Origin of the sequence: Flexivirga sp. (assembly GCF_051955415.1) — a bacterium.
Lineage (GTDB): Bacteria > Actinomycetota > Actinomycetes > Actinomycetales > Dermatophilaceae > Flexivirga.
The window spans coordinates 1-26,840 of the sequence record NZ_JBQCGS010000061.1 but is presented as its reverse complement, the minus strand read 5'-3'; the positions used below and the strand labels follow the sequence as shown (position 1 = coordinate 26,840).

The window sequence follows — 26,840 nt, the reverse complement described above, 5'->3', positions numbered from 1 at the left end:
CTCGACGTCCTCGCCCGATGCCGCATCACCGTCATCACTACCACCGAACCCGAGATCGGAGCCGATCAACTACCCGAACTCACCGCCTGAAACCTCAACAAGGAGAACGCGAACCGCTACACCACTACCAGGGACTTGACCGGGGTTTGCGCCGCGAATGCGTGCATAACCGGCAACGGTCGCTGGTTGGGAAGAGGTTTGCGCCCGAATGCGTGCATAACCGGCAACGGTCGCCCGTTGCCGACGGTCGGTCGACCAGGACGGCCGGCCGAGGGCAGTCCGGCGGCACACGCAACGGGCGCCGGTCATGTCGACCGGCGCCCGTTGCACGAGGGGATGGGACCTCAGATGAGGCCGAGATCCTTGACGGTGTCGCGCTCGCCGAGGAGTTCCTTGACGGAGGCGTCGATCTTGCCGCGGGAGAAGTCATCGATCTCCAGACCCTGCACGATCGACCACTTGCCGTCGGCCACGGTCACCGGGAACGAGCTGATGATGCCCTCGGGCACGTCGTAGGAGCCGTCGGACGGGACCGACATCGACACCCAGGCACCGTCGGTGCCGTGCTCCCAGTCGCGGGCGTGGTCGATGGTCGCCGACGCAGCGGAGGCTGCGGACGAGGCACCGCGGGCGTCGATGATAGCGGCGCCGCGCTTGGCGACGGTGGGGATGTAGGTGTTCGCGATCCAGTCCTGGTCGTTGATCGCCTCGGCCGCGGACTTGCCGCCGACCTGCGCGTGGAACAGGTCGGGGTACTGCGTCGCGGAGTGGTTGCCCCAGATCGACATCTGGCTGATGTCCGTGGTCCGCACACCGAGCTTGGCGGCCAGCTGGGCCAGCGCACGGTTGTGGTCCAGGCGGGTCAGTGCGGTGAACCGCTCGTTCGGGATGTCGGGAGCGTTGCTCATCGCGATCAGCGCGTTGGTGTTGGCCGGGTTGCCGGTCACGGTCACCTTGATGTCGTCGGCCGCGACCTCGTTGAGGGCCTTGCCCTGCGGGCCGAAGATGCCGCCGTTGTCCTTGAGCAGGTCGCCGCGCTCCATGCCCGGGCCGCGCGGCTTCGCACCGACCAGCAGAGCGTGGTTGACGCCGTCGAAGACCTTCTTGGCGTCGTCGCCGATCTCGACGCCGGCCAGCAGCGGGAAGGCGCTGTCGTCAAGCTCCATCACGACGCCCTCGAGGGCCTTCAGGGCCGGGGTGATCTCCAGCAGGCGGAGCTCGACCGGGGTGTCCGGGCCGAAGAGGTCCCCGGCGGCGATGCGGAAAAGCAGGCTGTAACCGATGTTGCCGGCGGCGCCGGTGACGGCGACCTTGACAGGCGTTGCGCTCACGAGAACTCCCTGATGGACGAGAAAGTGGTCTTTCCCGTATGACGCTAGCAGCGCATCGGCAAGGCCTGGCACCGAGGTCTTGTCGCCACCCGGCTAGCCTGGTATGGCGCGACAGAGCCACGACCACCCGGTCCACATCAGCCGGCAACACCCAGCAAGGAGCCAGAAGCAGGCATGGAGGAGATCAAGGTCACGAACCCGATCGTCGAACTCGACGGTGACGAGATGACGCGCATCATCTGGCAGTTCATCAAGGACCGGCTGATCCACCCCTACCTCGACGTCGACCTGAAGTACTACGACCTCGGCATCGAGAGCCGCGACGCCACCGATGACCAGATCACCGTCGACGCGGCCAACGCGATCAAGGAGTTCGGCGTCGGCGTCAAGTGCGCGACGATCACCCCGGACGAGGCCCGCGTCGAGGAGTTCGGCCTGAAGGAGATGTGGAAGAGCCCCAACGGCACGATCCGCAACATCCTCGGCGGCGTCATCTTCCGTGAGCCGATCATCATCTCCAACGTCCCGCGGCTGGTGCCCGGCTGGACCAAGCCGATCATCATCGGCCGTCACGCGCACGCCGACCAGTACAAGGCGCAGAACTTCAAGGTGCCCGGCGCCGGCACGGTGACCATCACCTACACCCCCGCCGACGGCGGTGAGCCCGAGGTCCACGAGGTCGCCGAGTACGGCGAGGACGGCGGCGTCGCGATGGGGATGTACAACTACAACAAATCCATCGAGGACTTCGCCCGCGCGTCGCTCAACTACGCCCTGCAGCGCAACGTCCCGTGCTACCTGTCGACCAAGAACACCATCCTCAAGGCGTATGACGGCCAGTTCAAGGACATCTTCGCCCGCATCTTCGAGGAGGAGTTCAAGGAGCAGTTCGACGCCGCCGGCATCACCTACGAGCACCGGCTGATCGACGACATGGTCGCTGCGTCGCTGAAGTGGGAGGGCGGCTACCTCTGGGCCTGCAAGAACTATGACGGCGACGTCCAGTCCGACACCGTCGCACAGGGATTCGGCTCGCTCGGCCTGATGACGTCGGTGCTGATGACCCCGGACGGCAAGACCGTCGAGGCGGAGGCCGCGCACGGCACCGTCACCCGCCACTACCGGCAGCACCAGCAGGGCAAGGCGACCTCGACCAACCCGATTGCGTCGATCTTCGCGTGGACCCGCGGCATCGCGCACCGGGGCAAGCTGGACGGCACGCCTGAGGTCACCCGGTTCGCCGAGACGCTGGAGCGCGTGTGCGTCGAGACCGTCGAGGGTGGCCAGATGACCAAGGACCTCGCGCTGCTCATCGGCCCGGAGCAGAGCTACCTGACCACCGAGGAGTTCCTCGCCGCGATCGACGAGAACCTGCAGCAGGCCATGGGCAACGCGGCCTGACCTCTGCACCGCACCGCAACGGGCGTCACGGTTTTCCGTGGCGCCCGTTGGCGTATGCCCGAAGTGTGACCTATGTCACAACCACGACTTTTTGCAAGGAAGCTGAATCTTTGCAATAAAGGAGGTGGGAGGAGGTGGTGAGTCCGTCGAGGCACAGCTCGTCCGGGCCACCGGGGCGCCGGGCGACCCGTGCAGTCCTGCTCAACCGACATTCCGCCAAAGGAGTCGTGATGTCCCTTCGTTCTCGCCTGTCCAAGCTGCCCGTCGCGCCCAGCGTCGTCGTCGCCGGCGTGCTCGGCACCACCGCCCTCGCGTTGACCACCACCGGCACCCTGTCGGCCTTCGCGGCGTCCATCCAGAACACCGTCAACACCACGACCACCGGCTCGCTGGTGCTGCAGGAGCAGAACTCCGACGGATCGGTGACCTGCCTGAGCACCGACGGCAACACGACCAACGCCTCGACCTGCTCCACGATCAACAAGTACGGCGGACAGTCGCTGGCTCCGGGCGGCTCGACCACGACGACGGTCAAACTCACCAACCAGGGTTCCGTCACGCCCAAGACCTTCACGCTGACTCCCGGCAACTGCACCCAGAGCGGTGCGCCGCAGGGCGTGCCCGCGGCGACCGACTTCTGTTCCAAGGTCAACCTCAACGTGTATGCCGCGGCGACCGCCACCGGCACACCCATCTACACCGGGTCGCTGGACACGTTCACCACCACGCCGCAGACGTTGACCGCGCTGGCGCCGAAGGCGTCGCAGGCCTACACGTTCGTGGTGTCGATGCCTGCCAACCTCGGCAACGGCTACCAAGGACTGACCGCCTCCCAGCCCATGACGTGGGCAATGTCGTCCTGAGACACCTCGCCTGGCGGCGTGCGGCCTGGATCGCCGTCGCGGTCCTGCTCGCCGCCCTGCTCGTCGCCGCCGGTGTATGGCGCGGCACCGGCGGTCGGTGGCTGACCATCGAGACCGCGTCCATGGGCGAGGCGGCACCGGTGGGCACGCTGGTGCTCACTCGGCCGACCACGCCGGACCGGTTGCATCCCGGCGACGTCGTGTCGTTCCACAGCCCGACGGGGGCGACATACACCCATCGAGTCGTGCAGGTGCAGGACGGCGTCGTCCGGACCCAGGGCGACGACAACGGCACCGTCGATCCCTACCGCACGGCCGGTGACCAACTGGTCGGCAAGGTGGTCGCACGCTGGTGGGCGATGGGCTTCGTGGTGCGCGCGATGCCCTGGCTGCTCGGTCTCGGGGCGCTCGGCTGGCTGATCACGCGCCGGATCCGGATGCCCATCCGCACCGCGGTCCGGGTGTTCGGCGCGTCGTTGCTGGTCGCCGGTGTGATCCTGGTGCAGCGGCCGCTGGTCGGCGTGCAGGTGGCGTCGGCTCGCCATACCCACGGCGCCACCGAGGCCGATGTCGTCTCCACCGGACTGTTGCCGATCTCGGTCCAGGCGGCCGGTGGCGACCAGGTGCACCTGGTCGCCGGCGAGCTGGGCACTGTGACCGGCGGTGAGCTGGATGCCTACGCGCGGCTGCCGCTGCAGGCGTCGCCGCATCTGACCGGGTGGTGGCTCGTCGCGGTCGTATCTTGTTGTGCCGCACCGGCTCTGGCTGCCTTGTGGCTGGGACGCAGACACCGGACGATCGAAGGCGTGGTCGTATGACGCCACGACTCGGCCCTGTTCGGTGTGCCCGCCGTGCGGTGGTGCTGCGCGCCGTGGCGCTGCTGTTCGCAGCCGCTCTGACCACGCTGCTGACACTCGGTGGGGGACAATCCATGTCGGCGTTCACCGGCTCGATCACCAACGGTGCCAACAGTATTCGCAGCGCGCTGTGGACGTGTCAGGCAACAGAGCTGGCCGACTCGCCGATCCGGATGTACTCATTGGCCAGCACCGGCGGTGGCACCAACCAGGGCAGCGCGGGCAGCGGCACCGACGCCACCTTCGTCGGCAGCGCGCTCGGCAGCGGGTTCGCCTCGGGCGGGGGATGCCGACGTGACGCCCAGACCTACTACACGACCACGCCGGCCCTGTCCGGGATCCTCGCGCGCTGGGTCAGCACCGCCGGGACGACGAGCATCGCCGCCGGGTCGGTGCTCACCCAGGAGATCTGGATGCGGACATCCGTGGCCAAGGGTCAGCTGATGGGCTTCGGCGACAACGGCACGACGGCGAACGGCTCGTCCCAGAAGGGCCTGCAGGTCTTCTTCACCGCCACCGGCCGCCTCGATTTCGCGACCTATCAGAACAGCACCAACCAGGAGCTCTTGTCGCCGGCCGGCACCAGCTACGCCGATGGGGCGTGGCATCACGTGGTGGCCGTCTACAACGCCGGAGCGAAGCAGTTGTATGTCGACGGCGTCCTCGTCGCCTCGGGCACCGGCCCGAGCGAAACCATCGCGCGGGCCTACTGGCGGCTCGGCAATGACAGCTTCACCGGCTGGACGAACGCGCCGACCGGCACCAACGCCACCTACCTGGACGGCGGATTGCAGTACGCCGCGCTCTACACCAAGGCACTGACCGCTGCCCAGGTGCAGGCGCATTACCGGGCCGGCCTGCCGTTCTGAGCCGCCGCGTCCCCGACGCGGGCCGCGGACCGGCAATACTGACGGCATGACCGAGAAGCGAGAGGTCCGCAGCTGGCTCACCGACATGGACGGCGTTCTCGTGCACGAGGAGCGCGCCATACCGGGTGCGGCCGAGTTCCTCGGCCGGTTGCAGGGCCTGGGCCTGCGGTTCCTCGTCCTCACCAACAACTCGATCTACACGCCCCGGGACCGGCGCGCCCGGCTGCACGCGAGCGGCATCGACATACCGGAGAGCGCGATCTGGACGTCGGCGCTGGCGACCGCGCAGTTCCTGGACGACCAGCGGCCGAACGGCTCGGCATACGTCGTGGGCGAGGCCGGGCTGACCACTGCACTGCACGACATCGGCTACATCATGACCTCGCGCGAACCGGACTACGTCGTGCTGGGGGAGACCCGCACCTATTCGTTCGAGGCGATCACCCGGGCCATCCGGCTGGTCGCGGGCGGCGCCCGGTTCATCGCGACCAATCCCGACCCCAGCGGTCCCTCGACCGACGGACTGCTGCCGGCGACCGGCGCGATCGCCGCGCTCATCACGCGCGCCACCGGTGTCGAACCCTATTACGTCGGCAAGCCCAACCCGTTGATGATGCGCAGCGCGCTCAACCGGATCGAGGCGCACTCGGAGACGACGGTCATGATCGGCGACCGGATGGACACCGACGTGGTGAGCGGCCTGGAGGCAGGGCTGCGCACCATCCTGGTGCTCACCGGGTCGACGACGCGCCAACAGGTCGCCCGGCATCCCTTCGTCCCGACGCGGGTCGTGGAGTCGATCGCCGATGTCGTGCCGCTGGTCGAGGAGTTCGCGCCGGCCGAGTGAACCCGGACTGCCTGCGTATGCCGTCGCTCAGCGGTCGACGGCGGCCCGGAAGTGCTCGACGGTGCGGGCCAAGCCCTCCGCCAGGGGGGTGACCGGCTCCCAGCCGAGGGCATCCTTGGCCAGGGAGATGTCGGGGCGGCGCCGCGTCGGGTCGTCCTCGGGCAGCGGCTCGTACACGATCGGCGAACTGCTTCCGGTCAACTCGATGACCAGCTCGGCGAGCTGCAGCATGGTGAACTCGCCGGTGTTGCCGAGGTTGACCGGCCCGGTGAACGAGGGGTCGGAGTCCATCAGCGTGAGCAACCCGCCCACCAGGTCGTCGACGTAGCAGAACGACCGGGTCTGCAGCCCGTCGCCGTAAATCGTGATCGGGTCGCCGCTCAGGGCCAGCATGATGAAGTTGGACACCACCCGCCCGTCGTCCGGACGCATCCGGGGCCCGTAGGTGTTGAAGAGACGGGCCACCTTGATCGGTAGCTCGTGCTGACGGCGGTAGTCGAAGAAGAGTGTCTCGGCGCAGCGTTTGCCCTCGTCGTAACAGGACCGGACACCGATCGGGTTGACGTTGCCCCAGTAGTCCTCCCGTTGCGGGTGGATGTCCGGGTCGCCATACACCTCGGAGGTGGAGGTCAACAGGATCTTGGCTCCGGTGCGTTTGGCCAGGCCGAGCATGTTGATCGAGCCGTGCACGCTCGTCTTGGTCGTCTGCACCGGATCTCGCTGGTAGTACACGGGACTCGCCGGACAAGCGAGGTGGAAGATCTCGTCCACCTCGACATACAGGGGGAAGGTGACGTCGTGCCGGATCAGCTCGAACGCCGGGTTGGCGAGCAGGTGGTGCACGTTGGAGCGCATGCCGGAGTAGAAGTTGTCGGCCACCAGCACCTCGTCGCCGCGGTCGAGCAAGCGCTCCACCAGGTGCGACCCGATGAAACCGGCACCGCCGGTGACCAGAACCCGTCGATCGGCCACGACACGTTCACCTTCCTCTGCTGTGGCTGCCGGAGCAGCCGACTCGTCGAACCATGGACTTGATCCTGGGCAAGCGCACGTGCCGCGGCTCAGCGCGACGCGCTGCGCCCGCTGTGCCGTGTCACGAAGTCGGCCAGGTCAGCACTCTGCTGCACCCTGGTCGGCTGGTGCACATAGGTCATGTGCCCGGATTCGTAGAAATGATGCTCCAGGCGGGGCAGCAGTTCGGGCGCGAGCCGGGCCACGTCGTCCATCGCGCAGAAGTACGGTGTCGCACCGTCGTAGTAGCCGTAGGCGAAATGCACTGCGAGATGCGGGTTCTGGCGCATCGCCCGAGCCAACCGGTCGACGACGTAGACGGCGGAGTTCTCGAACTCCTTGAAACTCCAGTCACGGCCGACGTCCTCGCTGATCACCCGGAAGACCTGGTCGCTGCGCACACCGAGCTCGACACCGAGGTAGTGCTGGAAGGCGGCCGCGTAGGGGCCGGTGATGGCGTCCATCGACGGGTCGGCGTCCATCGACTCGGCGATCCGGCTGGCCGCGGGGCCGGTGAAGCGGGCATCGATGCGGCCGACCGTCAGACCACGGTCACGCAGTAGTTCGCCGAAGAAGCGCCAGTGCTCGATCCGCAGGTCCGCCCGGTCGACGTAGTCCTCGGTCAGTCCGGTGAGCCCGGCGATGCGGGAGACGGCAGCCGCCCGCTCGGCGTCGGTGAGCCGGTTGCCTCGGGAGAGCACCCACGGGTAGGCACGCGCGGCGTAGTCCTCGGCCTCGCCGAGCACCTCGCGCAGCGGCCGGTCGCCGTGCTTGCCGTGGAAGTGCGCGGTCGCGGCGTAGAACGGCAGATAGAGCGCGTGCGCGCGGTCGTTGCCGTGCTCGAAATTGGCGGTGCCGAAGTCGAGCACACTGCTGATCAGGATCAGCCCGTTGAGGTACATCCCGAGCTTTTCCTGCAGGTGCTGCGCCAGCCCGGCCGCGCGGGTGGTGCCGTACGACTCGCCGGCGATGAACTTCGGCGACAGCCATCGGTGGTTGCGGGTGACCCAGGAGCGGATGATCTCCGCCACCGACTCGATGTCGGCCGTGAATCCGTGGAAGTCCTTCGGCTGCTCGCCGGACACGACCCGGGACAGCCCCGTCGACACCGGATCGATGAAGACCAGATCCGTTGTGGCCAGGAGGGTTTCGGGATTGTCCACCAATCCGTAGGGCGGGGGCAGCAGCTCGCCGGCGTCGCCCATCTCCACCCGGCGCGGGCCGAGCAGGCCGAGATGCAGCCACAGGCTGGAACTGCCCGGGCCGCCGTTGAACGCGAAGGTCACGGGACGTCCGGTCGCCGCCGCGTCGTCGAGTGTGTATGCCGTGATCGCGACCTCCGCCACGGGCTTGCGCCCACGCCATACACCGTCGGCGAGGTCGTCGCGGTGCAACACGACGGTGCCGGATTCGCTGGTATAGGACAGCTCGCCGGAGGCGGTCTGCAACGTGTGCGATCGGCGGACGAGCACATCGGCCGGCGGAGCGGCGGCGTCGACGCCCTCGGCAGAGGGTGCGGAGGTGGGCTGGTCGTTCACCGGGCCGATGCTAGCCCGCCACCACAACAACTGGCCGCTGGCTCCGAATCGCCCCTATCATCGGGGAGCGGGGAGAGACGAGGCAGGTATGCGCGCTGGTTCGGTCGGTCGACGGTCATGGCTGCGGAGCTTCGCGGCGCTTCCGGTGGCAGCTCTGGTGGTCGCACTGCCGATGGCACCGGCCACCGCGACCGGCGGCTCGGGGGGATCGGCACCCAGTTGCGTGGTGGGTTCGGCCGGGTGGCGGCCGCCGGTCGCCCAGCGCTACGTGATCACCTCGACCTTCGGCAACCGCGTCAACCCGATCTCGCACGACCGCCGGCTGCACGCCGGCGTGGACCTGGCGATGCTGCCCGGGCCGGGCCCGGTCGTCGCTGCGGACGACGGCACCGTGGTGCGCGCCGGACCCTTCGGCGGACTCGGCAACGAGGTGACGGTGCAGCACGCCGACGGCGTGCAGACCCGGTACGGTCACCTGGCCCGCATCGCCGCGGGCATCACGCCCGGGAGCAAGGTCGCGGCCGGACAGGTGCTCGGCGAGGAGGGATCCACCGGCGCCAGCACCGGGCCGCACCTGCATTTCGAGGTCCACCGCAACGGTGCGCCGATTGATCCGGTCCGCTTCATGGCCGAGCACGGCGCGCCGCTCAGCGGCGCATCGCCGGCTCCGGTGTTGAAGACGAATGCCGCTCTGCCGGTTGCGGGTTCGCCGCGACGACACAGCATGAAACAGGGCGCGCTGTCAGTGCCGGCCGACCTGATGAACCTCTATCTGAGGGCGAGTCGGCAGTATGCCGTTCCGTGGCAGCTGCTGGCCGGCGTCGGGATGGAGGAGACGGCGCAAGGGCGCAACAACCACACCTCGTCGGCGGGCGCGCGAGGTGTCATGCAGTTCCTGCCGAGCACATTCGCGCGCTACGGCGTCGACGGGAACGGCGACGGCAAGGCCGACATCCGCAACGACGCCGACAGCGTCTTCTCCGCGGCGCACGCCCTGCACGCCTGGGGCGCCACCGCGGGCGACGCCGGCGTTCGCCGGGCGTTGTTCAGCTACAACCACGCCGAGTGGTACGTCAACGACGTGCTCTTCTACGCCGCTGCGTACGCCGCCGGCTCGGGCGGCATCGCCTGCACCGGGGTTCCGCAGCCGGCCGGCACGGCGCAAGCGGCCGGTGCGGTGCGCTGGGCGCAGAGCAAGGTCGGACACCGGTTCCGTTTCGGCGCGGACGGTCCGGACGCCTGGGACAGTTCGTCGTTCGTGCAGGCGGCATACGCTCAGGCAGGTGTCCGGATGCCGCGCACCGCGCAGCAGCAGCGCAGCTGGCTGGCCTCCGGGCACGGCACCCGCATCACCCCCGGGCAGGAGCGGCCCGGCGACCTGATCTTCGAGGACAGCTACCTCGGCCCGGACCGGATCGGTTTCGTGATGTTGGTGACCGACCCCGGGCAGCAGCGAGGGATCGCCGCACGCAACCCGCGGCTGCAGGTGGCCCGGTTGAGCTATGCCGGAGCGCAACGCAGCAAGCACATCTTCGAGATATGGCGGGTCGAGGCGTCGACGGCCGGTGCAGCCGGCACCGACTGAGGCCGGCCGTCGGCTCAGCTGCCCTGCACCGAGCTGTCGTCCCGTGCGGCGACCACCAGGTTGACCTGGTGCCGTCCGATCGCGCGCCGGGCGTCCTCGTCGAGCTGGGCGTCGGTGACCAGGGTGTCGACTGCGTCCAGCGTCGCGATCGTGGACAGCCCGACGATGCCCCACTTGCTGTGGTCGGCGACGACGACGACACGTTTGGCGGCATGGATCAGTGCGCGATTGGTCTGCGCTTCTTGCAGATTGGGCGTCGTCAACCCTGCGTCGAGGTCGATGCCGTGCACGCCCAGGATCAGGGTGTCGACGTGCACCGTCCGCAGCATCTCGTTGGCCACCGGTCCGACCAGTGCGTCCGAGGGAGTGCGGACACCGCCGGTGAGCACGACCAGACGGTCCTTCTCCTGCGGGTCGAAGAGCAGATCGGCAACGCGTGGCGAGTTGGTCACCACGGTCAGCCTGGCCACCTCCCGGAGCGCTTGCGCGACGGCATACGCGGTGGTGCCGGCCGAGACGGCGACCGACGAGCCCGGTGAGATGAGACCCGCGGTGGTGCGCGCGATCTCGGTCTTGGCGCCCTGGTGCATCTCGGACTTGGCGGTGAAGCCTGGTTCGTCGGCGCTGCGGTCGGCGCGGGTGGCGCCGCCGTGCACCTTGCGCACCACGCCCCGCCGGGCGAGCGTCTCGATGTCACGGCGGATGGTCATGTCACTGACGTTGAGCTCGGTGACGAGCTCGGACACCCGGATCCCGCCGTGTTCCTCGACGGCGCGCGCGATGAGTTCCTGCCGTTGCCGGGCGAGCATCGCGACCTCCCTTCGGTTCCGCCGTTCGATCATATCCGCACACGATCGAACACCGGAGGTCCACGCGGTCGACGGTGGCCGACCGTCACCGGGTCGGGTCGTGGGTGAGACACTGGCCGCCGATCCGGTTCGAGTGCCACGAAAGAGAGCGCGTACCTTCCATGAGCGAGACCTCGCCCACCAGCCGGCCCAGCGTCCCCACCCCGCGCATCCTGTCCGGCATGCAGCCGACGCACGACTCGCTGCACCTGGGCAACTACCTCGGCGCGCAGGTCAACTGGGTGCGCATGCAGAGCGAGTTCGACGCCTTCTTCTGCGTCGTCGATCAACACGCACTGACGGTCAACCCGGACCCCGCGGATCTGCACATGCGCACCCGAGTGACCGCGGCGCAGTACCTGGCCGGTGGCATCGATCCCGAGGTCTCGACGGTCTTCGTGCAGTCGCACGTGCCCGAGCACTCGCAGCTGGCCTGGATCCTCAACTGCATCACCGGATATGGCGAGGCGGCACGGATGACGCAGTTCAAGGACAAGTCGGCCAGGCGCGGCACCGAGGGCACCAACGTCGGTCTCTTCACCTACCCGATGCTGATGGCGGCGGACATCCTGCTGTATGACGCCACCTCCGTCCCCGTGGGCGAGGACCAGCGGCAGCACCTCGAACTCACCCGCGACCTCGCTCAGCGTTTCAACGCCCGTTACGGCGACACGTTCGTGGTGCCGGGCGGCCACATCCCCGAGGGCACGGCGAAGATCATGTCGCTGCAGGAGCCGACCGCGAAGATGAGCAAGTCGGCCGCCAACCAGAACGGCAACCTGATGATGCTCGACGAGGTCAAGGCCAACACCAAGAAGATCAAGTCGGCCGTCACCGACACCGACAACGAGGTGCGCTACGACGTCGAGGCCAAGCCCGGCATCGCCAACCTGTTGCGCATCCACTCCGCGCTGTCCAACGACTCGATCGAGGCGCTGGTCGAGCGCTACGCCGGTGCCAACAAGTACGGGGCGCTCAAGACCGATGTGGCAGCACTGGTCGCCGACGTGCAGGCGCCCTTCAAGGCCCGCGTCGAGGAACTGCTGGCCGACCCGGCCGAGCTGGACCGGATCCTCGCCCGGGGTGCCGAACGTGCGCGGTCGGTCGCGTCGGTCGTCCTCGAACGTGCCTATGCCGCAGTCGGCTTCATCCCGTCGGCGGCCTCCCGCTGATGAAGACGATCGGCGTCTCGATCCCGATCCCGCAGCCGTTCGCGGACGAATTGCAGAAGGCCAGGGTGCAGGCCGGTGATCCGCTGGCCGAGGCGGTGCCACCGCATGTGACGTTGATGCCGCCGACCCCGGTGGAGCCGGACGCGGAGGGGGCGCTGCGTGACCACCTCGCAGCGGTCGCCGACACCGTGACGCCGTTCCGGATGACGTTGCGCGGGACGGGCACCTTCCGGCCCATCTCGCCGGTGGTGTTCGTCGCGGTCGCCGAGGGCATCGCCAGTTGCGAGCAGTTGGAGCGCGCTGTCCGGTCGGGTCCGGTCGAGCGCGACCTGGCGTTTCCCTACCATCCGCACGTCACCATCGCCCACGGCGTCCCGGAGGCCGCCCTCGACGACGCGTTCGCCGAGTTGTCGTCATACGAGCGCAGTTTCGAGGTGGCCGGCTTCGATCTCTACGAGCACGGAGCCGATCAGGTATGGCGCTCGGTGGCCACCTGGCCACTGGTGAGCGCTTAGGTGAACCTTATTTCGATGTCAAGGTACTTTGCGGCGTAACCTGAAGCCCGTGGCAACCTCAACCGTCTCCAAGCCGCCTCGAGTCCGCACCGGCAAACAGGGAAGCTCGATCTTCCTGAAAACGCTGATGGCTGTGACCGGCATCATTTTCATGCTCTTCGTGATTGCCCACATGTACGGCAATCTCTACAAGCTCTTCGACGGCCACACGGCCTTCAACACCTACTCCGAGCACCTGCGCACCATCGGCGAGCCGATGCTGCCGCGACACGGCTTCCTCACCGTCATGGAAGTCATCCTCGGGATCAGCGTCGTGCTGCACGCCTACGCGGCCTACGTGCTGTGGGGTCGTGCCCGGGCCGCCCGTCCGCAGCGCTACGCCGTGAAGAAGTCGATCGCGCGGTCGTTCTCGAGCAGGTGGATGCGCTGGGGCGGCACCTTCCTGCTGCTCTTCGTGATCTGGCACCTGCTGCAGTTCACGATCGTCAAGTTCAACGTCGGTAGCGGCGGCAACACGACGGCCATCACCCACGATCCCTACGAGCTGACCGTGCACGCGTTCAACGTGTGGTGGGTGACCCTCATCTACGTGCTGGCGATGATCGCCCTCGGCATGCACCTGCGGCACGGCATCTGGAGCGCCGCGCAGACCCTCGGGTTCACCTCGACGGTCCGCGCCCGCACGATCGCCAACGTCGTCGCCGTCGTGGTGGCTCTGATCGTCGCCGTCGGCTTCGTCATCCCGCCGCTCGCCATCGCCTTCGGCGGAATCAAGTAAGGACTGCCAGATGCCTGAACCCATCTCCGAACTGGTCGACAACCTCTACTCGCTCGGCGAGAACATCGAGGACACTCGGGCGCCGAAGGTGCCCATCGACCAGATGTGGACCCAAGCGAAGTTCGACAACAAGCTGGTCAACCCGACCAACCGGCGCAAGCTGTCGGTGATCATCGTCGGCACCGGTCTGGCCGGGGGTGCGGCCGCCGCCACCCTCGGCGAGGCCGGCTACCACGTGAAGTCGTTCTGCTACCAGGACAGCCCGCGCCGGGCGCACTCGGTGGCCGCCCAGGGCGGCATCAACGCCGCCAAGAACTACAACGACGACGGCGACTCGGTCTACCGCCTGTTCTACGACACGGTGAAGGGCGGGGATTACCGCTCGCGCGAGTCCAACTCCTACCGGTTGGCCGAGGTCAGCGCCAACATCATCGACCAGTGTGTCGCCCAGGGTGTGCCCTTCGCGCGTGACTACGGCGGCCTGCTGGACAACCGGTCCTTCGGTGGTGTGCAGGTGGCCCGCACCTTCTACGCCCGCGGGCAGACGGGTCAGCAGCTGCTGATCGGCGCCTACCAGGCGATGGAGCGGCAGGTTGCGGCCGGCACGGTGGAGCAGTTCACCCGCCACGAGATGCTCGAGGTCATCATCGTCGATGGCAAGGCACGCGGCATCATCGCGCGTGACATGGTCACCGGCGAGATCGAGACGCATCTGGCCGACGTCGTGGTGCTGGCCAGCGGCGGCTACGGCAACGTCTTCTTCCTGTCCACCAACGCCATGGGCTGCAACGTCACCGCGAGCTGGCGGGCGCACCGCAAGGGCGCCTACTTCGCCAACCCCTGTTACACGCAGATCCACCCGACCTGCATCCCGGTGTCCGGCGACTACCAGTCCAAGCTGACGCTGATGAGCGAGTCGTTGCGCAACGACGGCCGCATCTGGGTGCCCAAGCGTCGCGAGGACTGCGAGAAGGACCCGCGCGACATACCCGAAGAGGACCGCGACTACTACCTGGAGCGCAAGTACCCCGCGTTCGGCAACCTGGTGCCGCGCGACATCGGTAGCCGCCAGGCCAAGGTCGTGTGCGACGAAGGCCGCGGTGTCGGCCCGAAGGTCGGCGATTTCCGCCGCGGTGTCTACCTCGACTTCGCCTCGGCGATCGAGCGGATGGGTGTCGATGCGGTCAAGGCCAAGTACGGCAACCTCTTCGACATGTACCAGCGGATCACCGGCGAGGACCCCTACAAGGTGCCGATGCGCATCTACCCGGCGGTGCACTACACGATGGGTGGCCTCTGGGTCGACTACAACCTGGAGACCACGATCCCGGGCCTGTTCGCCGCGGGGGAGGCCAACTTCTCTGATCACGGCGCGAACCGGCTGGGTGCGTCCTCGCTGATGCAGTGCCTGTCCGACGGTTACTTCGTGCTGCCCAACACCATCCGTGACTACCTGGCGCAGGGTCCGTTCGAGCCGGTCGCCGAGGACGCCCCCGAGGTGCTGGAGGCACGCAAGTCCGTCGAGGACCGGATCGAGAAGCTGCTGTCCATCGACGGTGAGCGCACGGTCGACTCCTTCCACAAGGAGCTCGGGCAGATCGTGTGGGAATACTGCGGCATGGAACGCAACGACGCCGGCCTGCGCAAGGCGATCGAGCAGATCCGCTCGCTGCGCGAGGAGTTCTGGCGCAACGTCAAGGTGCCCGGTTCGGCGGCGACCCTCAACCAGTCCCTGGAGAAGGCCGGCCGGGTGGCCGACTTCTTCGAGCTGGCGGAGCTGATGTGCATCGACGCCCTGCATCGGACCGAGTCGTGCGGTTGCCATTTCCGTTCCGAGTCGCAGACCGAGGACGGCGAGGCGCTGCGTGACGACGAGAAGTTCGCGTATGTCGCGGCCTGGGAGTTCACCGGTGGCAGCGAGGGCAGCCTGGAGCCGCCCGTGCTGCACAAGGAAGACCTCACCTACAACTTCATCCAGCTGAAGCAGCGGAGCTACAAGTAACATGAACCTGACATTGAAGATCTGGCGCCAGGCCGGGCCCGACGCACAGGGCGAGCTGGTGACCTACCCGGTCAGCGACATCTCCGAGGACATGTCGTTCCTGGAGATGCTCGACGTACTCAACGAACAACTCACCGCCCAGGGCGAGGAGCCGGTGGCATTCGACTCCGACTGCCGTGAGGGCATCTGCGGCATGTGCTCGCTGATGATCAACGGTGAGGCGCACGGGCCGGAGGTCACCACGACCTGCCAGTTGCACATGCGCTCCTTCACCGACGGTGACACGATCACCATCGAGCCGTGGCGCGCTCAGGCGTTCCCGCTGGTGCGTGACCTGATCGTGGACCGGTCGGCGTTCGACCGGGTGATCCAGGCCGGCGGCTACATCTCGGTCAACACCGGCGCCGCGGTCGAGGCCAACAACCTGCAGGTGCAGAAGCACAAGGCGGACCGCGCCTTCGACGCCGCCACCTGCATCAGCTGCGGCGCCTGCGTCGCGGCGTGCCCGAACGCCTCCGGCATGCTCTTCCTGGGCGCCAAGATCACCCACCTGGGTGAGCTGCCGCAGGGCCAGGCCGAACGCGACGCCCGCGTCGTCAAGATGGTCAACCAGCACGATGCGGAGGACTTCGGCGGTTGCCAGAACCTCGGTGAGTGCTCGGCCGCCTGCCCCAAGGAGATCCCGCTGGACGTCATCAGCCAGCTCAACCGCGACTTCCTGAAGGCCAAGAGCTGACCGCAGCCGCAGGTGGCTTCGTCCGCTGCCGCTGGCGGCGGCGTCGTCATACAACGGAGAAGGGCCGGTGCCGGGTTTGCCCGGTGCCGGCCTTTCGCGTGTGCGGGGCCGGGCGTACCGAAGTCTCCCCAGAGGAGGGAAGGGTACGGGTCTGCGGGGCCGGGGTGTACCGAAGTCTCCCCAGGGGAGGGAAGGGTACGGGTCTGCGGGCTGGGGCGTACCGAAGTCTCCCCAGGGGAGGGAAGGGTACGGGTGTGCGTGGTCCGGGCGTACCGAAGTCTCCCCAGGGCAGGGAAGGGTACGGGTCTGCGGGCTGGGGTGTACCGAAGTGTCCCCAGGGCAGGGTTCCGGCCGGCTCAGGCGGGCAGCGCTCCGGAGTAGCCGCTGCCTCCACCAGGAAAGTGCAACCGCCAGTCATCCCGCAGCAACGGCACTGCGACACCGCGGTCGAGGAGAGCGCCGTGGACTCGTTCGACGGTCTGCCCGGGTGTGGTCCAGATATCGGGCGAGATCAAAATGATGAAACGCCACCCGAGGCCCTCGAAGTACTCGCGTCGTCCGATGTCGTTGCCCCAGTGTGCTTGCCGGTCGATGTGCTGTCGGCCGTCATACTCGACGGCCAGTTTGACGTCCTCGTATCCCATGTCGATGCGTCGGAGCAGGTTGCCGTCGTCCGAATGGAAGCGCAGGTCGACGGCCGGCTCCGGCATACCGGACAACACGATCAGCAGGCGCGAGCGCGTCTCCTGCGCGGAGTCGACGTGCGCACGGACCAGTGAGCCGGCCCGCCGTGCCCGTCCGATGCCACTCGCCCGTGATTCCCGAGCGAACGCCCTGAGCTCGGACGGTGTCACCGAAGTTCTCCGCACGAGGGAGTCGCCGAGCACGACCAGGTCGACCAGGTCCGACGTGGCGGCCATGTCGACGAAGGTCTGGACCGGGGCGGTGACCTTGATCCCGCGACGGGTCCACAGCAGTGGTGGCGTGCGATAGCGGTGGATGCGGATACCTGGAAGGTCGCACCGCAATCGATGTGGAACCGCGAGATGTATGTCGGGTGTGTCGGGCGCCGTTGCGCCGTACCAGGTCGTGGCGCTGTGGTGGCTCAGGCCGTAAGCGCCGGGCACCATCTCGAGGGCAGCAGTCGCCCGCATCACCAAGTTCGGGATGACGTTCGCGGAGACGTAGCATCCTCGATACAACTGGCGGAATCCGTTGCTCTGCAACGCTCGTCGGCCGATGCCGTGGCGCAGGCCGGCCGCGCGGCGGAACGGAAGGCGTGGATCGAACTGTTCGGGCATCGTTCCAGGATGGCCGTTGCGCGCCGACGATGCTGAGCGTTGTCCACAGGGTCGGCGAGAGTGCAATGTGCCGATCGCTGCCCTGGGGAGACTTTGGTACGGCGGGGCGGCCGGGGGTGTGCTGAACGCTGCCCTGGGGAGACTTTGGTACGGCGGGGCGGCCGGGGGTGTGCTGAACGCTGCCCTGGGGAGACTTTGGTACGGCGGGGCGGCTGGGGGTGTGCTGAACGCTGCCCTGGGGAGACTTTGGTACGCCAGTCCTCGCCGGTCCCCGGCATCCCCGGCCCCCCGGAACCCCCGGCACGCCCCGCCGAGTGGCCGCCTACCGCGCCACCAGCTCCTGGATCACCGGCGCGTCGGAGCCCGGGCTGAACAGCATCCGCACACCCGTCACCTGCCAGGACGGGTCCACGTCACCGTGCGCGTATGACGCGCCCACCGCCAGCGAGCCGACGGTCGACCAGGTGCCGTCGTGCTGCACCTGCAGCTCACCGGCGCCGGCTGACGCAACGACCGAAACCGACTGCAATGACACCGGATCGGCATACGCGCGGCCGATGTAGGACCCGTCCACTGGTTGCGTCGCCGCCCGGTAGGCCGTGGTCAGGTCGGCGTCGAACGCCTCCGTCGCGCTGCTGCCGTCGGTGGCCGGCAGGTTGGCGGAGACGGGGGTCGTCGCGGACACCGCGAAGTCGCGGATCTTGACCCACTTGCCGCCCGGGTTCAGTGCGGTCGCCCGCAGTCGCACGTACCGTGCCTGCACGGGGGTGTCGAAGCTGTAGCGAACCACCGGTTTGGTGTCGAACTCGCCGGCGGTCGTCCAGTGCTCGCCGTCGGTCGAGTAGTCGAGCGCGGCGTGGTAGATCATGTCTCCCGTCTGGGTGTCACTGTCGGACTGGCGCACCACGACGTTGCCGACCTGCTGCACCGAGCCGAGGTCGACCCGGACATTGCTGCCGACCGAGGGCGCGGCGTTGGACCAGTAGTAGGTCGACGGGTCATCGTCGGTCATCCGGCCGATGGCGTAGCTGGAGTACGTGCCCATCGACGTGCTCGGCGTGCTCGCATACCGCTTCATGTCGAGCGGTTCGGCGCCCAGCCAGTCGACGAACGCCTGGTTCGCCTTCGCGGTGAACGCCTCGAACGCGCCGTCGCCGACGGAGGGGACGATCTGGTCGGGCTGTGTCGTGCCGTTCGCGCCCTGGTCCGGCACGGTCGGCTTCTTGGCGTCGGCGATCGCCCGCTGGGCGGCGAAGTATTCCCGCGTCGCCTTCGCGCCGTCACCGGCATCGACGGCATCCAGCATCGCGATCTCGTGCTGCAACGCCGTGGCCCACAGCGCCGCGGCATCGATCCACGGCTGCGCGTCACTGGCGAAGCCGGGTTGCGCCATACCGCTGAGCGTGCGGGGCAGGGCGGTGATCGCCGCCAGCCGTCGCTGCAGCGCAGTGCTGGTGCTGCCGTCCGCCCGGGCCGCCCAGAACGCGTCGATGTCCTTCGTCAACGCCGGCGCGTGCTCGGTGCCGGCCCGGTAGGGCCATTCCTGGTTGAGGTCGGCGAAGGTGCGCAGCGCCTCGCGGGTGCCGGCATCGGGTCCGGCGAGTTCGTCGAGCACCGCCGACATCGAGGCGTCGGCGTCGTACTTCGGCCCGTTCCAGGTGTAGTCCCCGTAGTTGGCCAACGCCGGCATCGAGGCGTACGGCTCGATCATCGGGTTGGAGGTGAATCCGTCGATGTACTTGTAGAGGTCGGGCGCCCGCCCGGTCAGCGGGTTCAGGAAGAGCCGGCCGCGCTTGCCGTCGTTCACCGGGAAGTTGTCCCAGATGTAGAGGTGGTCGGTGTTGTACGACGTACTCGCCCGCTGCACCGATGCGGCGGTGATCGTGTCCGAGAAGACGCCCTCACCGGTCCATTGCACCCGGACGTCGTCGTTGAGCCGGGCGCCGAACTCGCCCTTGTACGGGTCCGGGCCGGAGCCGTTGTAGTTGGTCGGCACGGTCTGCAGCGGCTCGAGATGGTTCGGCTCGATGTACTCCTTCTCGATCCGGTTCAGGTAGTCGGCCTGTGCGTCGGCCAGCCAGTGCCAGTCGCCGTTGTCGGGGTACTTCTGCTTGTCCGCGTCGCAGTGGAACTTCAGTGGTATGTCGTCCAGTGCGATGTAGAAGGAGCGCACGCCCAGGGCGCGCAACTGGTCGAACTTCTTGATCGTGGCGTCGAAGTCGGACTGGCCGGAGTAGCAGATGTCGTTGCCCGGCGAGAGGGCGAAGGTGAAGTCGACGTGGTTGGTGTTCGCGGCCTTGACCAGTTCCTTCATCCGGTCCAGGGCGGCGCCGCTGTACGGCGTGCGCCACTCGGCGCGCAGCAACTGGTCGTCCTTGGGCGTGTAGATGTAGGTGTTCATCTTGTGCTTGCCGTAGAACGCCATCTGGTCCAGCCGGGCCTGGTGCGACCACGGGATGCCGTAGAACCCCTCGATGGCGCCGCGGATCGACATCAGCGGCCAGTCGCGGATCGTCACACCGGGGACCTGCTTGTGGGTCACCAACTGCCGGAGGGTCTGCGCGGCGTAGAACGTGCCGCGCTGGTCGACGCCGTTGAGCACGACGGTCGGCTTGCCGTCATACCGGCCGCTGGCCAGGACGTAGCCGTCGGCCGCGAGGTCGGCGGCGTCCCGGACGCCCATGGCAGCCATGGCGTCGTCGATCGCGGGATTGGTGGCGCTGGTGCCCAGATAGACCCGCTTGCCACCGCCGGAGGCCGTCTTGGCCACGATCGGATGGCCGCCGGCCGCGGTCACGATCTGTTCGACGAGGGCGACGGTGGGCGCGTCGGCGTTGTCACCGGTGACGATCAGCACCTTGCCGCTGAGCGGGACCGGTGCGCCGGACGCCTCCATCTGCTGGGGCTGCGGGAAGATCTTCGGAAGAGTGGAAGCCGTGGTGGATGCCGGGTGTCCGCCGGCGGCTCGGGCCGGCGAGACAGCGGTGCCGGCCATGCCGAGGGCGACCGCGGCGACCGTGCCGAGGACGGCGGTCTTGCGGTAGGCGGTATGACGTCGTGGGTGGTGCGGGATCGGGCGGGGCGGGAGTGTGGTCACCGTGAAGTTCCTTCCTCAGGGCGTGGTCCAGCAGAGAGGTCTAGACCAACTGCGACCGGATCGACGCTAGCGAACTTCCGGCGACGGTGGTGGCGTGCGGACCGACCGGATCGGGAAGCCGCATCGCCCGGTCAGCAACTGGCAGACGCTGGTGGTCACGCCGCCCCAGGTCGGGATGAAGGAGTCGGTGACGATCGCAATGCGCACGGCACGCACGGTGCCCGTCGCAGTTGTCGATCAGGTGAATGACGGCCTGCCGAACCCGTGAGCGGGTGGTGAAGATCGTGCATTAGCTTGTTGCCATGTCGACCGAGGAGAACGGACCCATCGAGGGGTTCTGGACCGTCATCCCCGCCGGCGGTTCGGGCACCCGGCTGTGGCCGCTGTCGCGCTCGGGTTCGCCGAAATTCCTGCACGACCTCACCGGCTCCGGCTGGTCGCTGCTGCAGGGCACGGTCGACCGGCTCGCTCCCTTGTCCGAGGATCGGCTGCTGATCGCGACAGGCCTGCGGCACGCGCCCGAAGTGCGCCAGCAACTGCCCGAACTCGGCATCGACGCCCTCCTCGTCGAGCCGTCGCCGAGGGAGTCGATGCCGGCCATCGGACTGGCCGCAGCGATCCTCGAGCAGCGCGACCACGACGCGATCATCGGCTCCTTCGCGGCCGACCACGTCATCCGCGACGACGAGTCGTTCCGGGCCAGCGTGCGGGAGGCGGTGGCCGTCGCGCGCACCGGCCGGCTGGTGACGATCGGCATCGAACCCAAGAGCCCCGCCACGGGATTCGGCTACATCAAGCTCGGCAAACCACTCGATGTGGAAGGTGCGCCGAACGCACACGGCGTCGACTCCTTCGTGGAGAAGCCGGACGTCGAGACCGCTCGCTCCTACCTCGCAAGCGGCGAATACCGTTGGAACGCCGGTATGTTCGTCTTCCGGGCAAGCGAGCTGCTGGACATGCTCGACCACTACCAGCCCGGCCTCGCCGGTGATCTGCGCGCCATCGCCGACAACCCGTTGCGGCTGACCGAGCTGTGGCCGCGGCTGACCGAGATCGCCATCGACAAGGCGCTCGCCGAACCCGCCGCCGCGGACGGACGGGTCGCCGTCATCCCCGGCCACTTCGACTGGGACGACGTCGGCGACTTCGACTCGCTCGGCTCACTGCTGACCGGATCCGTCGACGGCGTCAAGGTGCTCGGCAGCGCCGAGGACGTTGTCGCCGAGGACACGACCGGGGTCATCGCGCCCCGGTCCGGCCGTGTCGTGGTGACACTCGGCGTCAAGGACATCATCGTGGTCGACACCCCGGACGCGCTCCTGGTCACCAACCGGGAACGGGCACAGGACGTCAAGAGTGTGGTGCAGCGCCTGAAGGCCGCCGGCCGCGGCGAGCTCACCTGATGGCGCTGCCGCGCTGGGCGCTCGACGGCGGATACCGCGCCGCGATGCGGCCATTGCTCTTCCGCGTCGGCGGGGGAGACGCCGAGACCGCGCACCACCTCACCCTTCGCCGGATGGCGCAACTGGGCGACCACCCCGCCGCCGTACGATCCCTCGCAGCAGCCCTACCGCGACCGGCCGGACCGGTCGAGGTCGCCGGTGTCCGGTTCCCGGGCCGGGTCGGCCTGGCCGCGGGCGTCGACAAGGACGGGCTGGGCGTCAAGGTCTGGGAACACCTGGGATTCGGCCACATCGAACTCGGCACGGTGACCGCGCAGGCGCAGCCGGGCAACCCGCAGCCGCGGTTGTTCCGGCTGCGCGGCAGCGACGCGATCATCAACCGGATGGGTTTCAACAACGATGGTGCCCGAGCCCTGGCCGATCGCCTCGCGGCGGCGGGCCCCCGCGGCATACCGATCGGGGTGAGCATCGGCAAGACCAAGGCGACGCCGGTGGAGGACGCCATCGGCGACTACCTCACCAGCCTCGCACTGCTGGACGAGCACGCGGACTACTTCGCGGTCAACGTCTCCAGCCCCAACACCCCCGGGTTGCGGACGTTGCAGGACAAGGAGCCGCTCGCGGAGCTGCTGGCCGAACTCGTCACCGCGACCGCTGCCCGCTCCCGGACCCCGATCTTCGTCAAGATCGCCCCGGACCTCACCGACGGCGCGATCGACGACGTGCTCGAGGTGGCACAACGCGCGGACGCCAGCGGCATCATCGCCACCAACACCACCCTGTCGCGGGACGGCATCGCCGAGGTGGACCTGCCGCTGGCGGACGAGGCCGGCGGCCTGAGCGGTGCGCCGCTGACCCGCCGGTCGCGGTATGTCGTGCAGCGCATCGCCGAGCGATCGAAGTTGCCGGTCATTGGCGTCGGCGGCGTCATGACCGCCGATGACGGCCGCGCCCTGATCGACGCCGGCGCCTCGCTGGTGCAGATCTACAGCGGGTTCATCTACCGCGGCCCCGCCCTGGTGGCCGAACTCAATCGCGCACTCGCACCCTGACCGGAGCCGTCCGCCCGGTCCGGGTGCCTGATCTGCAGCCCGTCGGCCGCTAACCTGGCCGGATGCTGCACCGGGCCAGGCGGATTCGCGATCTGTTCATCCCGGGTGTCTTCGCACTGCTGATCCTCATCACGCTGATCTGCGTGCTGGCCGGCTGCGGCACCAGCTCCGGCGGGACCAGCCACGCACCGGCCGGCACGCCGGCTGCCACGAGCAGTGTCGGTGCCGGCGGGAGGGACCACCCGGACGACGGACTGCCGACGGTGCGTGCCTCCGACCTGCCCGCCGGGGCGCGCACCACGATGGGCCTGATCGAGGCGGGCGGCCCGTTCCCTTATCACCAGGACGGGACCGTCTTCCAGAACCGTGAGCGGCTGCTGCCGCGCGAATCCGCCGGCTACTACCACGAATACACCGTCCGGACACCGGGCTCCGCCGACCGCGGCGCTCGGCGGATCATCGAGGCGCGCGACGGCACGCTCTACTACACCGCCGACCACTACGACAGCTTCCGGAGGATCGTGCCATGAGCGAACCGGCTGATCTCATCGCTGCCGGCGCCTCCGGCCTGCACCCCAGCGACGACCTCGCCGGCGCGCGCCGTGCGGCTGAGCGCGCGGGGTGGCGCATCGTCGACCTCGACACATCGGCCGGTCAGGACAAGGCCCACTTCCTGCAGGTATGCCGCCAGGCCTTCCAGCTGCCGGACTGGTTCGGCGGCAACTGGGACGCCCTTGCCGACAGCCTCAGCGACGTCCGCGACCGGCCCGGCACTCTCGTGCTGTGGCGCGGCGCCGGCGGACTGGATGCCTCGGTGCGGGAGATCGCCGCCGAGATCTTCGCCGAACGGGCGGACCGGTCGCACGACACGCTGCCCGCGTTCCTGGTGCTGGTCGGCGGGCGCGAGAACACCCGACGTACCATGAACGACTTGTGAGTGAACTTGCCTCTTCGAGTACGGCCGTCGATGCCGCCGCGGCGGTCCTCGCCGAGATCGAGCGGCTGCTCCCGCAACTGACCACCTGGCGTCGCGATCTGCATGCTCACCCGGAGATCGCCCACCGCGAGATCCGCACGACGGCCTTCCTGCGTGACACGCTCACCGCCGCGGACATCGCGATCACGCCGCTGCCCGGCACCGGTCTGATCGCCGACATCGGAGCCGACCACCCCGCACGCCGGATCGCGCTGCGCGCCGACCTGGACGCGCTGCCGGTGCCCGAGCGCAGCGGCCTGCCCTTCCGGTCGACCGTCGACGGCGTGTGCCACGCCTGCGGCCACGACGTGCACACCACCGTCGTGCTCGGCGCCGCGCTGGCGCTGAAGACGATCGAGTCGACGCTGGCCGGACGTGGGCTGGCGGTGCGGTGCATCTTCCAGCCCGCCGAGGAGGTCATGCCCGGTGGGGCGCACGACGTGCTGGACTTCGGAGCGATGAACGGTGTCGATCGGGCCCTGGCCGTGCACTGCGACCCCAGCATCGACGCCGGCACGGTCGGCCTCACCGTCGGACCGATCACCGCCGCCTGCGACGCTGTCGACATCACCCTGACCGGCCCGGGTGGCCACACCTCCCGCCCGCACCTTTCGGCCGACCTGACCTTCGCGCTCGGCAAGGTGCTCACCGAGGTGCCTGCCGTCCTGAGCCGACGATTGGACCCCAGGTCCGGCGTCGCGCTGGTCTGGGGCCGGGTCGAGGCCGGCAACGCGGCGAACGTCATCCCGGCGAGCGGCCACCTGCTGGGCACCCTGCGGATGCTCGACGCCGACGAGTGGAAGCGGGTGGACGGACTGGTCGAGCAGATCGTCCAGGACATCGTGGCGCCCTACCAGGTCGCGGCCCAGGTGCGTCACATCCGCGGAGTCCCACCGGTGGTCAACGACGCCGGCGCGGTCGCGGCGCTCGCGGCCGCGGTCCGGCGCGCGGAAGGGGAGCGCAGCGTTGTACCGACCCGGCAATCACTGGGTGGCGAGGACTTCTCCTGGCTGCTCCAGGCGGCGCCCGGCGCGCTGGCCCGGCTGGGCACCCGCACCCCCGGCGGGGCGACCTACGAACTGCACCAGGGCGATCTGGTCATCGACGAGTCGGCCATCGGCATCGGCGCCCGGACACTGGCCCTAGCAGCTCTGAGCGACACATGAGGGATTGCCGCAGATAACAGTTCGGTCGCAGAACGTGGATACGTGGTGTCGGTCACCACCGGCCCGCTAGGCTGCCGACCTGCCCGACTCGCCGAGTGAGTCGACCCCGGGGGGTCCGTCATACGCCTCAGGCACCCGCAGCCGCGGAGCAGGCATCCAGACTTTCGCCCGTCGAAAGTTGCATCACGAAAAGGAGACACCGTGCGTTCGGTGATGAAGATCGCGGCCGTTACGGCCGTTGCAGCGATGGCGTTGGCCGGCTGCGGTAGCAAACCGGCAAGCAACAGCTCGACCAGCGCGGCCGGCGGTGCGACGGGGGGCACGACCGGCAAGGCGACCGGCAAGAAGCTCAGCGCGTGCATGGTGCTCGACACCGGCGGTGTGGACGACAAGTCGTTCAACGAGAACTCCTGGGCCGGTATGCAGGCAGCGGCCAAGGCCAACCCGAACATCTCGGTCAAGTACGTCCCGTCCAACTCGGGCAGCGACTACACCCCGAACCTCACCAAGTACGCCCAAGGCGGCTGTGACACGGTCATCGCCGTCGGTGGCCTCATGGGTGACGCGCTGAAGAAGGCCGCCCAGCAGTTCCCGAAGGTGCACTTCGCGGAGATCGACAACGGCAACCAGAACGCCTCGAACATCTACGGCATCGAGTACAACACCGCCCAGGCAGGCTTCCTGGCCGGTTACCTCGCCGCCGGTATGACGAAGTCGGGCACGGTCGGCACCTGGGGTGGCCTGTCCATCCCGCCGGTGACCATCTACATGGACGGCTTCTGGGAGGGCGTCCAGTACTACAACAAGGCCAAGGGCAAGAGCGTCAAGGTGCTCGGCTGGAACGAGAAGAACCAGAAGGGCGGCACCTTCTCCGGTTCGTTCACCGACCAGAACAAGGGCAAGTCGATCACCCAGGCGATGGTCAGCCAGGGCGCCGACATCGTTTTCCCGGTCGCGGGCGCGTCGGGCCTGGGCGCCGGCGCTGCCGCGCAGGCCTCCGGCGGCAAGCTCAACCTGATCTGGGTCGACACCGACGGCTGCGAGAGCGCCGCCAACTACTGCAAGTACTTCATCTCCAGCGCCACCAAGAACCTCGCCGGTGGTGTGGAGGCCTACCTGAAGAAGGCGGCCGACGGCACCTTCCCGACCGGCAACTACGTCGGCACCCTGAAGAACGACGGTGTCGGCATCTCGCCGTACCACAACTTCGACTCCAAGGTGCCCAGCGAGTTGAAGAAGGAGATCGACCAGGTCAAGGCCGACATCGTCTCCGGCAAGATCACGATCACCTCGCCCAGCCAGCCGAAGTGATGGGCTGGTTGTAGCAACCTGAGTTAGCAGCGGAACGGGGTGGGGGGGGGGCGCGGCCCCCCACCCCCCCCCCCCCCGCAACAAAACCCCCTTGGCCCCCCGCAGCACCATCACGAGGGGCGCGCACACCACATCGAGGTGGGGTACCCCCACCACACCCAACACCACAGGGGTGTACGAC

At 68.3% G+C, this 26,840-nt stretch carries 24 protein-coding genes; 18 read left to right on the top strand and 6 right to left on the bottom strand.

Annotated elements, in window-relative coordinates:
- Window positions 1-344: 344 nt before the first annotated feature.
- Window positions 345-1,331 carry a malate dehydrogenase gene (locus ACTHL4_RS10605; protein WP_440282730.1) on the bottom strand — a complete coding sequence of 329 codons (987 nt, stop codon included), beginning with the start codon at window positions 1,329-1,331 and terminating at the stop codon, window positions 345-347.
- Window positions 1,332-1,505: 174 nt separating this feature from the next.
- On the opposite strand from ACTHL4_RS10605, the gene ACTHL4_RS10600 reads away from it, so the two are divergent.
- The 5 genes from ACTHL4_RS10600 to ACTHL4_RS10580 all read left to right on the top strand — a co-directional run bounded on the left by ACTHL4_RS10600 (window position 1,506) and on the right by ACTHL4_RS10580 (window position 6,168).
- Window positions 1,506-2,732, top strand: a complete 1,227-nt coding sequence (locus ACTHL4_RS10600) for an NADP-dependent isocitrate dehydrogenase (RefSeq protein ID WP_440282729.1) — start codon at window positions 1,506-1,508, stop codon at window positions 2,730-2,732.
- A 230-nt stretch (window positions 2,733-2,962) separates the two neighbouring features.
- Window positions 2,963-3,595, top strand: a complete 633-nt coding sequence (locus tag ACTHL4_RS10595; RefSeq protein ID WP_440282728.1) for a hypothetical protein — start codon at window positions 2,963-2,965, stop codon at window positions 3,593-3,595.
- Window positions 3,577-4,413 carry a hypothetical protein gene (locus ACTHL4_RS10590; RefSeq protein ID WP_440282727.1) on the top strand — a complete coding sequence of 279 codons (837 nt, stop codon included), beginning with the start codon at window positions 3,577-3,579 and terminating at the stop codon, window positions 4,411-4,413. The genes ACTHL4_RS10595 and ACTHL4_RS10590 overlap by 19 nt, the downstream gene beginning before the upstream one ends.
- On the top strand, window positions 4,410-5,321 hold the full coding sequence (locus tag ACTHL4_RS10585) for a LamG domain-containing protein (protein WP_440282726.1): 912 nt from the start codon (window positions 4,410-4,412) through the stop codon (window positions 5,319-5,321). Before ACTHL4_RS10590 ends, ACTHL4_RS10585 begins: the two co-directional genes overlap by 4 nt.
- A 46-nt stretch (window positions 5,322-5,367) precedes the next feature.
- Window positions 5,368-6,168, top strand: a complete 801-nt coding sequence (locus ACTHL4_RS10580) for an HAD-IIA family hydrolase (RefSeq protein ID WP_440282725.1) — start codon at window positions 5,368-5,370, stop codon at window positions 6,166-6,168.
- 27 nt (window positions 6,169-6,195) lie between these two features.
- Here the strand turns inward: ACTHL4_RS10580 and ACTHL4_RS10575 are convergent, their stop codons facing one another.
- A complete protein-coding gene (locus ACTHL4_RS10575; protein ID WP_440282724.1) occupies window positions 6,196-7,140 on the bottom strand; it encodes a UDP-glucuronic acid decarboxylase family protein in 945 nt (314 codons plus the stop codon).
- An 89-nt stretch (window positions 7,141-7,229) separates the two neighbouring features.
- Window positions 7,230-8,717: a S10 family peptidase gene (locus ACTHL4_RS10570; RefSeq protein ID WP_440282723.1), complete on the bottom strand. Its 1,488-nt coding sequence runs from the start codon at window positions 8,715-8,717 to the stop codon at window positions 7,230-7,232.
- A gap of 145 nt (window positions 8,718-8,862) precedes the next feature.
- Here ACTHL4_RS10570 and ACTHL4_RS10565 point away from each other — a divergent pair, with 145 nt between their 5' ends.
- On the top strand, window positions 8,863-10,302 hold the full coding sequence (locus ACTHL4_RS10565; RefSeq protein WP_440282722.1) for a peptidoglycan DD-metalloendopeptidase family protein: 1,440 nt from the start codon (window positions 8,863-8,865) through the stop codon (window positions 10,300-10,302).
- Window positions 10,303-10,316: 14 nt separating this feature from the next.
- On the opposite strand, the gene ACTHL4_RS10560 is transcribed toward ACTHL4_RS10565, so the two are convergent.
- Window positions 10,317-11,111 (bottom strand): DeoR/GlpR family DNA-binding transcription regulator, encoded by a 795-nt coding sequence (locus ACTHL4_RS10560; protein ID WP_440282721.1) that lies wholly within the window; start codon window positions 11,109-11,111, stop codon window positions 10,317-10,319.
- 161 nt (window positions 11,112-11,272) lie between these two features.
- Here ACTHL4_RS10560 and trpS point away from each other — a divergent pair, with 161 nt between their 5' ends.
- The 5 genes from trpS to ACTHL4_RS10535 are packed head-to-tail and all read left to right on the top strand — an operon-like array spanning window position 11,273 to window position 16,353.
- Entirely contained in the window at window positions 11,273-12,322 is a 1,050-nt protein-coding gene (trpS, locus tag ACTHL4_RS10555) for a tryptophan--tRNA ligase (protein WP_440282720.1), read from the top strand.
- The gene (locus ACTHL4_RS10550) at window positions 12,322-12,837 is read left to right on the top strand and encodes a 2'-5' RNA ligase family protein (RefSeq protein ID WP_440282719.1); all 516 of its coding nucleotides are present in this window, start codon (window positions 12,322-12,324) and stop codon (window positions 12,835-12,837) included. Before trpS ends, ACTHL4_RS10550 begins: the two co-directional genes overlap by 1 nt.
- 49 nt (window positions 12,838-12,886) lie before the next feature.
- Window positions 12,887-13,615, top strand: a complete 729-nt coding sequence (locus ACTHL4_RS10545; RefSeq protein WP_440282718.1) for a succinate dehydrogenase cytochrome b subunit — start codon at window positions 12,887-12,889, stop codon at window positions 13,613-13,615.
- Window positions 13,616-13,625: 10 nt separating this feature from the next.
- Window positions 13,626-15,617, top strand: coding sequence for a fumarate reductase/succinate dehydrogenase flavoprotein subunit (locus tag ACTHL4_RS10540; RefSeq protein ID WP_440282717.1), 1,992 nt, complete (start codon window positions 13,626-13,628; stop codon window positions 15,615-15,617).
- A 1-nt stretch (window position 15,618) separates the two neighbouring features.
- Entirely contained in the window at window positions 15,619-16,353 is a 735-nt protein-coding gene (locus tag ACTHL4_RS10535) for a succinate dehydrogenase/fumarate reductase iron-sulfur subunit (RefSeq protein WP_440282716.1), read from the top strand.
- Between the two features lie 356 nt (window positions 16,354-16,709).
- On the opposite strand, the gene ACTHL4_RS10530 is transcribed toward ACTHL4_RS10535, so the two are convergent.
- Window positions 16,710-17,654 (bottom strand): hypothetical protein, encoded by a 945-nt coding sequence (locus ACTHL4_RS10530; RefSeq protein WP_440282715.1) that lies wholly within the window; start codon window positions 17,652-17,654, stop codon window positions 16,710-16,712.
- A 322-nt stretch (window positions 17,655-17,976) separates the two neighbouring features.
- Complete coding sequence (locus ACTHL4_RS10525) at window positions 17,977-20,751, bottom strand: beta-N-acetylglucosaminidase domain-containing protein (protein ID WP_440282714.1); 2,775 nt, start codon at window positions 20,749-20,751, stop codon at window positions 17,977-17,979.
- A gap of 94 nt (window positions 20,752-20,845) precedes the next feature.
- Between ACTHL4_RS10525 and ACTHL4_RS10520 the strand changes: the two genes are divergently transcribed.
- From ACTHL4_RS10520 to ACTHL4_RS10490, 7 genes are all read left to right on the top strand, one after another.
- Window positions 20,846-21,019: a hypothetical protein gene (locus tag ACTHL4_RS10520; protein ID WP_440282713.1), complete on the top strand. Its 174-nt coding sequence runs from the start codon at window positions 20,846-20,848 to the stop codon at window positions 21,017-21,019.
- A 34-nt stretch (window positions 21,020-21,053) separates the two neighbouring features.
- Window positions 21,054-22,154 (top strand): mannose-1-phosphate guanylyltransferase, encoded by a 1,101-nt coding sequence (locus tag ACTHL4_RS10515; protein ID WP_440282712.1) that lies wholly within the window; start codon window positions 21,054-21,056, stop codon window positions 22,152-22,154.
- Window positions 22,154-23,206, top strand: a complete 1,053-nt coding sequence (locus tag ACTHL4_RS10510) for a quinone-dependent dihydroorotate dehydrogenase (RefSeq protein ID WP_440282711.1) — start codon at window positions 22,154-22,156, stop codon at window positions 23,204-23,206. Before ACTHL4_RS10515 ends, ACTHL4_RS10510 begins: the two co-directional genes overlap by 1 nt.
- Before the next feature lie 62 nt (window positions 23,207-23,268).
- Window positions 23,269-23,736, top strand: a complete 468-nt coding sequence (locus ACTHL4_RS10505; RefSeq protein ID WP_440282710.1) for a ribonuclease domain-containing protein — start codon at window positions 23,269-23,271, stop codon at window positions 23,734-23,736.
- Entirely contained in the window at window positions 23,733-24,143 is a 411-nt protein-coding gene (locus ACTHL4_RS10500; RefSeq protein WP_440282709.1) for a barstar family protein, read from the top strand. The genes ACTHL4_RS10505 and ACTHL4_RS10500 overlap by 4 nt, the downstream gene beginning before the upstream one ends.
- On the top strand, window positions 24,140-25,348 hold the full coding sequence (locus ACTHL4_RS10495) for an amidohydrolase (RefSeq protein WP_440282708.1): 1,209 nt from the start codon (window positions 24,140-24,142) through the stop codon (window positions 25,346-25,348). The genes ACTHL4_RS10500 and ACTHL4_RS10495 overlap by 4 nt, the downstream gene beginning before the upstream one ends.
- A gap of 201 nt (window positions 25,349-25,549) precedes the next feature.
- Window positions 25,550-26,659, top strand: coding sequence for a BMP family lipoprotein (locus ACTHL4_RS10490; protein WP_440282707.1), 1,110 nt, complete (start codon window positions 25,550-25,552; stop codon window positions 26,657-26,659).
- Window positions 26,660-26,840 lie beyond the last annotated feature (181 nt).